At 39.1% G+C, this 13,593-nt stretch carries 11 protein-coding genes, 1 tRNA gene and 5 pseudogenes; 13 read left to right on the top strand and 4 right to left on the bottom strand.

The window, feature by feature from the left end; translation table 11 throughout:
• Window positions 1-51 precede the first annotated feature (51 nt).
• Together rsmJ and prlC are read right to left on the bottom strand one after the other, a co-directional pair.
• Window positions 52-822: a 16S rRNA (guanine(1516)-N(2))-methyltransferase RsmJ gene (gene rsmJ / locus ACLPIE_RS17405; RefSeq protein ID WP_430262976.1), complete on the bottom strand. Its 771-nt coding sequence runs from the start codon at window positions 820-822 to the stop codon at window positions 52-54.
• Window positions 815-2,857: an oligopeptidase A gene (gene prlC / locus ACLPIE_RS17400; protein WP_430262975.1), complete on the bottom strand. Its 2,043-nt coding sequence runs from the start codon at window positions 2,855-2,857 to the stop codon at window positions 815-817. Before prlC ends, rsmJ begins: the two co-directional genes overlap by 8 nt.
• Before the next feature lie 309 nt (window positions 2,858-3,166).
• Here prlC and ACLPIE_RS17395 point away from each other — a divergent pair.
• The 8 genes and pseudogenes from ACLPIE_RS17395 to ACLPIE_RS17360 form a co-directional block, all read left to right on the top strand.
• Window positions 3,167-3,261: transfer RNA gene (locus ACLPIE_RS17395), tRNA-Sec, on the top strand.
• A 115-nt stretch (window positions 3,262-3,376) separates the two neighbouring features.
• Window positions 3,377-3,785 (top strand): annotated as a pseudogene (locus ACLPIE_RS17390) (tyrosine-type recombinase/integrase); the annotation flags it as partial.
• Window positions 3,746-4,327, top strand: a pseudogene (locus ACLPIE_RS17385) (DUF932 domain-containing protein); the annotation flags it as partial. The pseudogenes ACLPIE_RS17390 and ACLPIE_RS17385, both read left to right, overlap by 40 nt.
• 133 nt (window positions 4,328-4,460) lie before the next feature.
• Window positions 4,461-5,504: a virulence RhuM family protein gene (locus tag ACLPIE_RS17380; RefSeq protein WP_430262974.1), complete on the top strand. Its 1,044-nt coding sequence runs from the start codon at window positions 4,461-4,463 to the stop codon at window positions 5,502-5,504.
• Between the two features lie 4 nt (window positions 5,505-5,508).
• Window positions 5,509-5,865: a DUF7079 family protein gene (locus ACLPIE_RS17375; protein ID WP_430262973.1), complete on the top strand. Its 357-nt coding sequence runs from the start codon at window positions 5,509-5,511 to the stop codon at window positions 5,863-5,865.
• 49 nt (window positions 5,866-5,914) lie between these two features.
• Window positions 5,915-6,298 (top strand): hypothetical protein, encoded by a 384-nt coding sequence (locus tag ACLPIE_RS17370; RefSeq protein WP_430262972.1) that lies wholly within the window; start codon window positions 5,915-5,917, stop codon window positions 6,296-6,298.
• 16 nt (window positions 6,299-6,314) lie between these two features.
• Window positions 6,315-6,629 carry a hypothetical protein gene (locus ACLPIE_RS17365; protein WP_430262971.1) on the top strand — a complete coding sequence of 105 codons (315 nt, stop codon included), beginning with the start codon at window positions 6,315-6,317 and terminating at the stop codon, window positions 6,627-6,629.
• A 319-nt stretch (window positions 6,630-6,948) separates the two neighbouring features.
• Window positions 6,949-7,235, top strand: a pseudogene (locus tag ACLPIE_RS17360) (integrase); the annotation flags it as partial.
• Here the strand turns inward: ACLPIE_RS17360 and ACLPIE_RS17355 are convergent.
• Window positions 7,195-7,338, bottom strand: a pseudogene (locus ACLPIE_RS17355) (IS256 family transposase); the annotation flags it as partial. The pseudogenes ACLPIE_RS17360 and ACLPIE_RS17355 overlap by 41 nt on opposite strands.
• A gap of 6 nt (window positions 7,339-7,344) precedes the next feature.
• A pseudogene (locus tag ACLPIE_RS17350) lies at window positions 7,345-7,548 on the bottom strand (transposase); the annotation flags it as partial.
• Between the two features lie 981 nt (window positions 7,549-8,529).
• On the opposite strand from ACLPIE_RS17350, the gene ACLPIE_RS17345 reads away from it, so the two are divergent.
• The 5 genes from ACLPIE_RS17345 to ACLPIE_RS17325 all read left to right on the top strand — a co-directional run bounded on the left by ACLPIE_RS17345 (window position 8,530) and on the right by ACLPIE_RS17325 (window position 13,569).
• Window positions 8,530-8,829: a helix-turn-helix domain-containing protein gene (locus ACLPIE_RS17345; protein WP_430262970.1), complete on the top strand. Its 300-nt coding sequence runs from the start codon at window positions 8,530-8,532 to the stop codon at window positions 8,827-8,829.
• 185 nt (window positions 8,830-9,014) lie between these two features.
• Entirely contained in the window at window positions 9,015-9,575 is a 561-nt protein-coding gene (locus tag ACLPIE_RS17340; RefSeq protein WP_430262969.1) for a fimbrial protein, read from the top strand.
• A gap of 61 nt (window positions 9,576-9,636) precedes the next feature.
• Window positions 9,637-10,170, top strand: a complete 534-nt coding sequence (locus tag ACLPIE_RS17335) for a fimbrial protein (RefSeq protein ID WP_430262968.1) — start codon at window positions 9,637-9,639, stop codon at window positions 10,168-10,170.
• Between the two features lie 53 nt (window positions 10,171-10,223).
• The gene (locus tag ACLPIE_RS17330) at window positions 10,224-12,743 is read left to right on the top strand and encodes an outer membrane usher protein (protein ID WP_430262967.1); all 2,520 of its coding nucleotides are present in this window, start codon (window positions 10,224-10,226) and stop codon (window positions 12,741-12,743) included.
• Between the two features lie 91 nt (window positions 12,744-12,834).
• Window positions 12,835-13,569, top strand: coding sequence for a fimbria/pilus periplasmic chaperone (locus ACLPIE_RS17325; protein ID WP_430262966.1), 735 nt, complete (start codon window positions 12,835-12,837; stop codon window positions 13,567-13,569).
• Window positions 13,570-13,593 lie beyond the last annotated feature (24 nt).

Raw genomic sequence — 13,593 nt, 5'->3', positions numbered from 1 at the left:
GTTGTATTAAGCTGATATTTCACCTGTACATACGCCCTTCGCCGTTACGTTTTAATCGCTAGTTTTAATGCAGGGATAAATATCAAATCGATGGTTTTTTGTGGTAACGGCAGAAGGTGCTTTTTGTCCAGCAAGGGGCTCTGCATAATCAGGGCGTTTCACCACCACGCGACGTTTTGCCAAAGCAATCGCAGGTGCTAATAATGAGTCAGCATCATCATCTGCTCCCACCAATGACTGGAATACGCGCATCTCTTTTTTAACTAATGCACTTTTTTGCCGATGTGGATACATTGGGTCAAGATAGATAACATCAGGGGCTTGAGTTATCTCGCTTAATGCTGTGATGCTTGACGCATGGATCAACGACATACGCTCTTGTAGCCATAGGCCAATTTCCGCATCTTGATATCCACGCTGCAAACCATCATCAAGTAATGCTGCCACCACAGGGTGACGCTCTAGCATACGGACACGACAACCTAAAGCGGCTAACACAAACGCATCTCGACCAAGCCCTGCGGTCGCATCAATAACATCTGGGAGATAATCTTTTTTTATACCGACAGCTTTAGCCACGGCTTCGCCACGGCCACCGCCAAATTTGCGACGATGTGCCATCGCGCCAGAGACGAAATCGACAAAAATCCCCCCTAATTTAGGCTCATCTAGCTTGCGTAGTTGCAAGTTATCAGGCGTAAGCACTAATGCCATAGTGGCATCAGGCGTGTGGGAAAGTTGCCATTTTTCAGAAAGCTGAGAAAGGATGCCGTGATCGGCACCCTCTTCGCAGATCAACTGGATCGCAATGTTATTAGCCATGGATACCATAGCTTTTTAACATCGCATCGAGTTCTGGCTTGCGGCCACGGAAGCGTTCAAACAGAGCCATTGGCTCTTCAGAGCCGCCACGACTTAGGATATTGTCGAGGAAGGACTGGCCAGTTTGGCGATTAAAAATGCCTTCTTCACTGAAACGTGAGTAAGCATCCGCTGCCAACACATCAGCCCACAGGTAGCTGTAATAACCCGCCGCGTAGCCCCCTGCAAAAATATGGCTGAATGCATGTGGGAAACGAGCCCATGTAGGTGAAGGAACAACAGCCACTTTTTCCTTAATGGCGTACAAAGTTGGCATGACTTGCGCACCTTTTGCTGGGTCATACTCAGCGTGTAAGGTGAAATCAAATAAACCAAACTCAAGTTGGCGTAAGACAAACATAGCAGACTGATAATTTTTTGCTGCTAACATACTGTTAAGCATTTCCGCTGGTAATGGTTCGCCAGTTTCGTAGTGGCCAGAAATAAATTCAAGCGCTTCAGGCTCCCAGCACCAATTTTCCATAAATTGACTCGGTAGTTCGACGGCATCCCACGGTACACCGTTGATTCCAGCGACATCGGCTACATCAATTTTTGTTAGCATGTGGTGCAATCCATGACCAAACTCGTGGAATAGTGTGATGACTTCATCATGGGTAAAGAGTGCCGGCTTATCGCCTAATGGTTTATTAAAGTTACAGGTTAGGTAGGCAACAGGGTTTTGCAGTGAACCATCTTTATGTACCATTCGGCCTACACAATCATCCATCCATGCCCCGCCACGCTTGTGTTCACGTGCATACAGGTCGAGATAGAAGCTACCACGTAGCGTATCCGTGTCATCATAGAGTTCAAAGAAACGCACATCTTTATGCCAAGTTTCGACATCATTTCGTTCTTTAGCCGTCAAACCATAGATGCGATGAACAACTTCGAATAACCCATTGATAACACGTTGTTCAGGGAAATACGGGCGTAATTGTTCATCACTGAGTGAGAATTTATGCTGTTTTTGCTTTTCGCTGTAATAGGCTAAATCCCAAGACTCTAGAGTATCAACACCATAGTGCTCTTTGGCAAAGGCGGTTAACTCCGCAAGCTCGTTTTTGCCTTGTGGATGCGCACGCTGTGCTAAGTCATTGAGGAAACCTAATACTTGTTCTGGCGATTCGGCCATTTTGGTTGCGAGGGATTTGTCGGCGTAATTTTTGAAACCCAGCAACTGAGCAAGCTCATGGCGTAACGCCATTAATTCATCGATTAAATCACTGTTATCCCACTTACCTGCATTTGGGCCTTGATCAGATGCACGAGTGCTGTATGCATGGCTCATTTCACGGCGCAGTTCCGCGTTATCCGCATAGGTCATTACTGGCAGGTAACTTGGTATATCGAGGGTAAGCAAATAGCCTTCTTCGCCTTTAGACTCGGCCATGGCTTTTGCTGCGGCAATCGCGCTTTCTGGCATGCCCGCTAATTCTTTTTCATCTTTAATCAGCTTGCTCCAACCCATGGTTGCATCAAGAACATTATTGCTAAATTTAGAGGCGATCTCCGACAAACGAGCGACAATTTCACCATAACGTTGCTGTTTTTCAACCGGTAAGCCGATACCGGATAATTCGAAGTCACGTAAGGTATTCTCGATTGATTTACGTTGAGCTTGGCTTAAAGAATTAAATTCAGCACTTTCTTTTAAGGATTTATACGCTTGGTATAAAGGTTCGTGCTGACCCATCCATGTACTGAATTCAGACAGTAGTGGCAAACATTGCTCGTAAGCTTCGCGTAATTCAGGGCTATTCTTCACTGAATGAAGGTGGCTCACAGGTGACCAAACGCGAGACAGCATATCGCTGGCTTCTTCTAACGGCTGACACAGGTTATCCCATGTATAGTGGTTGGTCGCATTAAGAAGGTTTTCAACCGTTTGACGGTACTCAGTAAGCACGTGCTCGACAGCAGGAAAAACGTGTTCAGGTTTAATGCTTGAAAAACGGGGTAATGTAGAATCGGCTAATAATGAATTTGTCATAAAAACATCCTGTGATTGCAGGCTTGTGCTCGTAGGCCAAGGCTTACTGTGTTGACAATAAAAGTTAAACGGCGAAGTTATACCTAAAACGATTCATGTTATAGGGGGATAAAACCAACACACCATTATGAATATAAGAAAGTATATGGGGACGAAAATGAAAACCTCAATATTAAGATAGCGCTTTTTCTTATCAGTCTTTATCAATAAATGGTTTTTTTATTCGCTTTTATCAATAAAGGCGATAGTTGTAATTTCAATGCTTTGGAAAATAATGAATTCAGTCTATAATCCGTTTCAGTCTATAGAGGAAGATCGTCGTCTCCGGTGAGGCGGCTGGATTTCAAATCCAGTTGGGGCTGCCAGCAGTCCCGGGCAGGTTCGACTCCTGTGATCTTCCGCCAAACGCAGTTTCTAAATTTCCCCTAAAGTCTATTTTTTTCTTTTAAATCAATATGATTGATCATGTTGAAGTCTGTCTAATTCTCCCCTATTTTTTGGATGCCTCCACAATGAAACTTTGAAAAAGATATTTTTCCATTTATTGGTCGGCGACCAATCGCTGAAATTAAGCCTATGGAGCTTTTGGAAACATTAAAACGCATTGAAAAGAGAGGCGCATTAGAAAAATTACGTAAAGTCCGCCAGCGCTATGGTGAGGTATTTCGTTACGCGATTATAACAGGGAGAGCTGCCCTATTTTCGGCATGATTTATCCGGCTATACAGGAAGTATTATCACTAAAACGGGAACTAAAATTATCATGCTAACAGGGGGGCGTACCCAAGAGCTCCGTTTTGCTCGTTGGCAGGATATTGATTTAGAAAAAGGAATTTGGGAGATACATGCTGAAATGATGAAAATGAAGCGACCGCATGTTTTACCGCTATCGTACCGAGTATTTTTTCTGAAGAAAAACACGAATCCAGAAGTGACCGATATACTTATATCTCAACCATTACCTTACTCGATAGCCTTCAAAAAGAAGGTTTTTATCCGTTCTTTGCCTGCCAGACGCGTGTACGTGATGCCAGCCGTCGAGAGCATACAAAACATATGTTACGGCTCAGACGTCATGACCAAATCACGGGTATACAAGTCCCTGAAATTATTCTTTTAAATAGCCATGACGTTTCAAGTAGTTATCAAATGTTGCCGGGCTTATTTAGAGCAGTATGTCAGAATGGTTTGGTTTGCGGTGATATCTTTGGTGAGGAGCATCAATCAATTACAGAGGAGCAAGTATTACAGCCTCGTCGCTGGGAGGATAAGAAAGATGATCTGTGGACGGTATATCAACGCTTGCAGGAGAATTTAATCAAAGGTGGACTATCCGGTAGGAACGCTAAAGGTAAGCGCGCTCGTACTCGTTCAGTGAATGGCATTGATGGGGATATCAAATTGAATAAGGCCCTGTGGGTGATGACAGAAAGGATGCATGAACATTTTTCTGGAAGAGAAAGAATATAGGAATGATAGCACATTGTTTTTGCATAAAATAATGTGCTTTCTATCTATTCATTGATGGCCTTATTTTTTTGTTAAATATGCTATATTGTTGTTCACAGTTTATGCGCAACGTATAGAGAGTGGAGGCAATTTGATGAGCGAAAATCTTCCTGAGGCACCACAGGGTGAATTTGTTTTGTTCCGCAGTGAAGATGGACAAACTCGCGTCGAATGCCGCTTTGAAGCTGATACACTGTGGTTATCTCAATCATCAATTGCTGAGCTGTATGGAAAAGACGTTCGTACAATTAATGAGCATCTTGTTAATATTTTCTCTGAAGGGGAACTTGCTCAAAACGCAACCATCCGGAAATTCCGGATAGTTCGATTAGAGGGAAATCGTCAGGTTTCCAGAGAGATAGACCACTATAGTTTACCCGCCATTCTTGCTGTCGGTTACCGTGTCCGCTCTGTTCGTGGTACACAGTTTCGTCAGTGGGCAACGCAAACTCTGGAGCAGTATCTGATCAAAGGGTTTGTGATGGATGATGAACGTCTGAAGAATCCGCCTATCGGTCAGTCAGTCGTGCCTGATTACTTTGATGAGATGCTCGAACGCATCCGCGATATTCGCGCCAGTGAGCGACGTGTGTATTTACGGGTGAAAGAGATTTTCACTATGGCCGCGGACTATGAGCCTTCCAATAAAGAAACCACACGTTTCTTCCAAACCATCCAAAACAAACTGCATTTTGCTTGTACGGGCATGACAGCGGCAGAGCTTATTGCCAGTCGTGCAGATGCAAGTCAGCCAGATATGGGCTTAACAAACTATAAGTCGGACGAAGTCCGTAAAACGGATGTCACTATTGCAAAGAATTATCTACGTGAAAATGAACTGAAAGAATTAAACCGTATCGTCAATATGTGGCTGGATTTTGCCGAAGACCAAGCACTGCGCCGTAAGCAGGTTTTCTTACAGGATTGGGATACTAAACTGGATCAGTTTTTAAGTTTCAATGACCGTGAAGTTTTACAAGGTGCTGGTGGAATAAGTAAGAAAGCCGCTGATGAAAAAGTCAAAGAGATATTTGATGTTTATGCTCAAAAACGTCGCCAATTAAAAGAAGCCGAAGGGGCAAGGGCGAATATTGCGGCACTGAAAGATTTGCTGAAAACAACCAAGCAAAAGAAGTGATGTGGTGAAGACAAGTAAACTGTTTACAGACAAAGATCTCTGTGCGGCGTTATCCGATATATTTGTGGATAATCGGGTGGATTATCAATATATCGCCTCAGTCGCAAAACATTTCCCCGTTGAATATGTTCAAATGATGTTGTATCGGTATGTTGCCCCTATTTGTTATACCAATGCATTAACACCAGTGCCTCCAGTATGGACTTTTTTTGATGCAGATGAATTATGGGAAAATATTGGTATATTGAAAAATAAAGAGCAGGGTTTATTTGGTAAATTTAAAAGAGATCTCTGTACGTTATATTTAAAAAATAGACTTAAGCAAGAGTGGCAAGAATTAATGTGTTTTTTGCAAAATTAACAGAGAGTTCTCCAACTTAATTAAATAGTTGAAAGAATAGGAATAGAACATGCAATCAATACGACTCATGGGGAATGGTTATGAACCTCATGTTGAGCGATTTGGCACTCATTTAACCTACTCACTACCTGTTGACTCAGGTTTTGCCAGTTTTAGTTTTACGTTTGAAATTTGTCAGAATGATCTGGATATTTTACTTTCCGATGATTACAGGCGTGCTGTTCTCGAAGTTATAGCGCATACATTGCTACAGTGTTCTACAATGAAGGGGAATGACTGTTTTACTCAAGGTGACTTCGATTGCCTTATTACGGATATACTTCATTCCACGAGTGATTTTCTCCAAGCGTTCATTGAGCAGGTGAATAGGGAAAATAACATTGTTATTGATCACTATGTGAAAGAAGTTATGAGCCGATGCACGAAGTGTTAACAGTAAAGGAAGTAGAGTGAAATATAAGATTATAAATAAAGATAAAATCATCGGTATCACTGAATTAGAGAGAAGTGATCCTCCTATGGGCTTTGTGTTTGGCGTTTTAGAGCCCACCCAGTTTTATAGATTAGGTATCAATACAACTAATTGTAAAATATTCATTTCTGAAACTGATGAAGAAATTGCTTCTGAATTCATTACGATCGAAGACCATTCAAAGGAATGGGGAGAGCAGTGTATAGAGGTGACCGTTTTAGTTGAGTCAGCTGAAGAATATGAGAAATTCTTTAAGCATCATCTAGATGCTTACGAAAAACAATTCATCTAGGCAACAGATAAAAACAAGATCAATCGACTTCAAAACTGCCCATTTATTCTGAGTCTAATCCGTATAGTGATATACTAACTTTAACTTTCAGTACCACTATTATTTACCTGCTCACTTTCCCCTCAAAAATCAATCTGGGGGCATTAACGGGGGCACTGCTATTTATCAAACTCGATAAACTCATTTAATATCAATGCTATTACCCATCAAATACGACTCCTGTGATGGCCAAACGCAGTTTCTAAATTTTCCCTAAAATCAATATTTTCCTTTTAAATCAATAGGGTTGATCATATCGAAGTCTGTCTAATTCTCCCATAGAAAGCCGATCAGCAAAGAAAGGGTGAATCAGGTTATTGAGTTGTTGGGGTATAAAGGAAGACTAACAGGACATGGCTTTAGGCATACCATGAGCACAATATTACATGAGCAGGGATATTGTGCTCATGGATTGAGGGTCAGCCTGCCCATATCGATAAGAACGCGATCCGTGGAACTTACAACTGTGCTCAGTATATGGACGTAGGGGATATGGACCCTGTAAATAATTCTGTGTATTTGCCTTTCATGAGGTGTGTCCGTCTAGGAGGTCACCGAACTCAATAATAAAACGACTCATTGCCTGTTTCCAGTTTTGAATTGGCATCCCCCCATTTTTACCGGCTGATTCAATCGCTAAATAAATCATTTTTCGTACAGAGTCATCGGTGAGTCATGTTTTAGATGCATAACCATTGCGGGTGTTAGAGCCTGTTTTAGCGCTATTTTTTGCATGTCCCAAATGCTTAGTCAACTCAGCGTTTAATGCCGTTTCAACGGTTAATTTGGTTAACATACGAGTGAACTGATTAAGGTCAGCTTCGGTTTTAATGCCTTTTGCAAATTCTGCTGCAAGGGCTTTTAGTTTTTTCTCATCCATAATATGTCTGCTTTGTTGTTGGATTTAACATATCAAAAGCAGGCAAATACACAATTTAAATTACAGTCTCGAAAAACAAATATGCAAGCATTAGGTGCTGCGATGCGAAAGCTGATTCAAATTTGTTTTTGGGTTATAAAAAATCAAAAAAAAATATCAGTCTGAATTAGCCTTGAATTAAGTTTAAATTAGCTTATAAGAGATGGTATCTACACTACATATTGAAACCGAAAAGGAGTTTTATTGCTTTAAATACCGTGATTAAGATGATTTTTTCTCTGTTAGGTGAATATGATTATTGTGGGGGTTTTTCGGAATATAATTAATACGGAAATAGACTAATACAGTTGGTTAAGTTGTTATATCACTGGTTAAATAATTGTAATAGACCATTATTTAATTTTGTTTTCAATTGATGATTTAATCTATGTTAAAAATGTACATAATCTAAATCTTAATTTTAAATAGACATTGATTATTTATCCTCAATAAATTAGTTAATTGTATGTTAATAGCATAGTCTTATTCAAAATAATAAGATTACTACTATCGTTAATTTTATATTTTATAATACTACAGTCTTATTTCCGGTTGTAACAAACTGAAAGTAATATCTAGAATGTAATGTCAGGTTTATATTTTAGTCACTATATGAGTAATTAAGGCTTTATTTGATGGTTTAATGTTACCTATTGAATTTAAAGTGTTTTTAACCAATGGAAATTGATTGGTATGTAAATAAAATCCAATAGGATAGCTTTAAACTATCGTTTTTTGATTATCAAGTGGTAAAAACATGTTTACAGGCTGATTAAAGAACTCTAATGCTTACTCCATCGGAGTGTTTTTTTGTTTATTTCTTTATTGGTTATATTATATTTTACCTACTTTTCCATTAGGAATTTAATGTAGTTGTATGGTGTTAGTTAATAACTATTATAATAAATAATTGTACGAGATTTTACTAAATAGTGGTGACCTATGATGAATAAAAATGAATATCAACATGATAAAATAATACGTGAAAATATTGGTTTTTTTATTCGTCAATCACGTTTAAATAAATCATTAAGCGGAGATCAGCTTGGAAAATTAATTAATGTTAGTCAACAACAAGTTTCTAGATATGAAAATGGAAATACTAGCTTAAATATTGAGACGCTAAATACTATATTAAAAGTATTAGATGTTAGTTGGCATGACTTTTTTTATAAAGTTCTTCAGGTTGAAGTTGATGATAATGATTATAAAAAAATAAATTGTCATTCTGATAGCCTATGATGTTATTTATTAAAAACAAATAAGACCTTTCTTATGTTAATAAGAATTTTCATTTTCAAAAGATGAATAATTAACTTAAAGAAAATAAGATTTATTTTCGGTTTTTCACGCATGTTACCTAAATATCACACTGATATTAAGGGGCATTTTTATTAATTATTGTTTAAATGAAGTTTGAGGAATATATGAAAAAATTAATGCTAGCAACATTTGTATTAGGCGCTCTGAGCTCATCTGCTTTTGCAGCTGATCAAGGTAGTGGTGAAGTTAAATTTACTGGTACTATAATTACTGCACCTTGTTCTATTGCACCGGGTGATGAAAGCCAAACTGTACCATTAGGTCAAATTTCTAATGTTACCTTAGAAAAAGGTAACATGTCTAAGCCACAGCCATTTAGCATCAAATTGGAAGGATGTAACTTGAATGCAACTTACGTTGACGCAGCTGGTGAAACTCAAAATTACAATAATACACTAAATGTGACTTTTAAAGGCACTGAGTGGATGAATGGTACAACTGCTACTGGTCTACTGCAAATCATTGGTGATGGTAAAAATGCCGGTGTTCAGTTAATGACCGCTTCTGGTAACAAAATCAAACTGAATGAAAAATCAGACGACCGTAGCTTTATCGAAGGTGATAATGAGCTGAAATTCTCTGCTGCACTTGCAGGTGTTAAAGATCTTAAAGTTACTCCAGGTCAATTCGACGCTACCACAAACTTCGTTTTAAGTTACAACTAATTTGTGGATGGGTGTGCGCCTAAATTTTAGGCCACACCATTTTTAGTGTAAGGATTGCTTCATGAAAAAAATAGGTAAAGCCACCGTACTTTTTCTCAGCATTTCATCGCCATACATAGCTTTTGCTGATGTTAATTTTAACAGCGGTAATGGTGATGTGAGAATGAACGGAGCCATTATAGAAACACCTTGCGCTATCGCGATGGAGTCTATTGATCAAACAGTTGCGTTCGATACTGTTCCCGTTAGTACCCTGAAACAATGGGGACAGGGGCCTAGAAAACAATTTACTATCAATATAATAGGTTGTCGATTGCCTTCTGAAGATGAAAGCCAAGAGATGAATTTCGGTATGACTTTTGATGGACCTTCTGAAAAGTATGGCTTTTCAACGTTTGGTTCAGCTCGGGGAGTGGCATTACAAATAGATAATGAGCAAGGTCAAATCATATGGCCTGGCCAACCTATTTATTGGGGGTCGATAGTGCCAGGTGATAGACAACTTAAGTATGGATTACGTTTAGTGAGTAATCATTCTGTATATAAACCTGGAGATTTTCAAAGCATTATACGTTTCAAACTAAACTATTACTAGTGAAAAATGCTGCCATGCCATGTCAAGCATAATGTCATAAACAAGGATTTTTTATGTCTTTTCATTTACATCCAAAATTTCGTTATCGGATACTTCCTATAGTTATCGCTACGGTGATTCTTGGCGGACTGTTTCCTTATTCAAACGCGGAAGAAATCCAATTTAATATGGATGTACTCGACGTAGAAGACAAACAAAATATTGATTTAGGGCAGTTCGCTCAATCTGGACATATCATGCCAGGCTCATACCTCCTTGATGTGAAAATAAATCAACAATCTTTGGGTGAAGAACGTATTGTTTTTGAAGATGATCCGAATAGCCCAACTGGCAGCAAAGCATGCTTACCTGCGTCAATGATTGAAAAACTAGGTTTACTGGCTAGTGCACAAGAAAAGTTAACACTGATAAATGACGGACAGTGTATAGATCCTTCCAATTTAACCGGTGTCACAATAACAGGGGATTTATCATCTTCATCTTTGCTTGTTAACGTTCCTCAAGCGTACTTAGAGTACCAGTCTCCAGATTGGGATCCGCCTTCACGTTGGGATAATGGCTTACCTGCTGTTCTTTTTGATTATAACGTAAATGGGAGCATCATTACCCCAAAAGATGACGATAGAAAAACATTTTCGTTAACAGGAAATGGTGAAGCCGGGGTTAACCTTGGAGCATGGCGATTCAGGGGCGAATGGCAAGGTCAAGCTATCCAAGAAAAAGGAAAAAATAGTTCCTCTAATACTGATTTTACTTGGAATAGGTTTTATGCATACAGAGCATTGGCATCTATTCAAGCAAAATTGTTGGTTGGGGAGAATTACTTTAATTCAGCCATTTTTGATTCTTTCCGATTTATTGGTGCAGCGATTGAAACCGACTTAAATATGGTTCCACCTAACTTGCGTGGTTATGCACCTGAAATCGTGGGAACAGCAAAAACTAACGCAACTGTTACGGTACGTCAACAAGGACGCGTTGTTTATGAATCTCAAGTTGCACAAGGACCTTTTCGTATTACCGATTTGTCGGATGCTTTGTCAGGAACGCTAAATGTCACTGTAAAAGAACAAGATGGGACAGTGCAACAATTTGATGTGGATACGGCAAACTTGCCTTTTTTAACGCGCCCAGGAGATATTCAGTATAAATTAGCTCTCGGACAACCTACTAACTATGAGCGTCACAGTGAAGGGGAGAATTTTGCTTCTGGTGAATTTTCATGGGGTATTCGTAATGGTTGGTCATTATTTGGTGGTCTCTTAGGGAGTGAGCGGTATCAAGCAGTTTCAGTTGGTTTAGGGCGAGATTTATTAGCTCTTGGCGCACTATCATTTGATATCACTCAATCTGTTGCTCGTTTACCTGATGAACGCTTGACCGGTGGATCTTATCGACTTAGTTATTCTAAAAAATTCGAGGAATACAACAGTCAGATTACCTTTGCGGGTTATCGATTCTCTGAACGTGACTTTATGACAATGAATGACTTTTTAAACGCGAAGAAAGTCGGTTATCACTATGGAAGTAGTAAAGAACTTTACACATTGTCATTTAACAAAAACTTTATCGATAGTGGTTTATCTTTGTACTTAAGTTATAACCACCAAACTTATTGGAATGAGCCAGAAAATAACTATTACAGCTTAATATTATCTAAATACTTTGATATTGGAAGCTTTAAAAATATTAGTGCTTCTTTAACCTTAAACCATCAGGTAAATCAAGGAAGCAATGATGATAGTGCGTACCTCTCTCTCTCTATGCCATGGGGAGCAGGTAGTAGTATAAGTTATTCAATGGATGCCCGTCGTGGTGGAGTGAGTAACAGAGCATCGTATTACGATACGCTCAATGACAGAATGATATATAGCATGAGCTTAGGTGAAAACCGCAAAGGTGCATCAACTAGTGGGTTTTTCACTTATCAAGGTGATTCTGCAGTGATCACAGGAAATGCAAGCTACGCAAATAACGATTATAGAGGCGTGGGTTTGAACATGACAGGTGGATTAACTTTAACTCCTGAAGGCGGTGGTATTCACCGTACTTCACAAGTGGGAGGTACTCGTTTAATTCTAGATACTGGAGGCATAGCAGATGTGCCTATTAAAGGTATTGGAGCACCTGTGCGGTCAAATAGATTTGGTAAAGCCATTGTTTCGGATATGAATAGTTACTACAGAAATAATGTACAAATCGATTTAAATAAATTAGCGGATAACGTGGATGCTGAACAGTCAGTTGTACAAGCGACATTGACCGAGGGTGCTGTTGGCTACCGTAAGTTTAATGTTTTGTATGGTGAAAAAGCTATGGTTATCATTAGATTATCTGATGGCACCTACCCTCCGTTTGGTGCGCAAGTTAAAAATACAGCCGGTCAAAATACAGGGATTGTTTCTGATGGAGGTAACACCTATTTAAGCGGTATTACCCCATCCGGAGAAATGACCATTGCTTGGGGGAATGACGAAGGATGCCGATTGAAATTCCCAAGTGTATTAGATTTTACTGGTTCGGTACTGTTACCGTGTGAAACACAACCACCTGGATCTATTACAAAATTGTAATATAAATTGTATCCCGATACCTCTCAAATTTTATTTAAGAGGTAATAAGTAAGTGAAAGTAACAGGACTATAATTAATAAAGGTATAAAACATGACTTTGACAACAATACAGCGCCACATAATTTTGATTTCTGGATTACTGGCAACCCAAATAGCTACAGCAGGGGTTACCATGGATCGTACGCGTATTATTTTCGATGGAGATCAACGGTCTGTTACGTTAGATATTGGTAATAATAACCCGGAGTTACCATATTTAGCTCAAGGCTGGATAGAAAATGAAGAAGGAAAAAAAATTAATGGGCCGTTAGTCGTTTTACCCCCTGTTCAACGGTTAGAAGCCAATAAATCCAGTCAGATTAAAATTGAGGCTCTTCCTTCTATTAGTTCATTACCACAAGATAGGGAATCTCTTTTCTATTTTAACTTACGTGAAATTCCACCTAAGAGTAATAAACCTAACGTGTTACAGGTTGCTTTACAAACGCGTGTGAAACTTTTTTACCGACCAAAAGCTGTAATTCCGTTAGAAAAAGCGGAGCCAGCTATATATAAACTTACTCTGGATAAAGCTAGTGCTCAAGCGGTAGTAAAAAATCCTACACCATATTACACAACAATTATTAATGTTTATTCATCGTCATTAAAAAATGATACTAACTTTGAACCAGTTATGGTGCCGCCTTTTGGTCAATCTAATTTAGGAGTTTCAAGTGCGAAATTGGGTAGCGATCCAACATTAATCACTATTAATGATTACGGTGGTCGACCTGAAATTAAATTTAGCTGTCAAGGTGCGGTTTGTCAGGCTAATCCAAAGAAATAACGTTACGCTTTAGGAGAAAACATA

The organism is Providencia sp. Me31A, from assembly GCF_050487165.1.
Taxonomy (GTDB): domain Bacteria; phylum Pseudomonadota; class Gammaproteobacteria; order Enterobacterales; family Enterobacteriaceae; genus Providencia.
The sequence above is the reverse complement of the archived record's forward strand: the minus strand, read 5'-3'. Positions and strand labels throughout refer to the sequence as shown.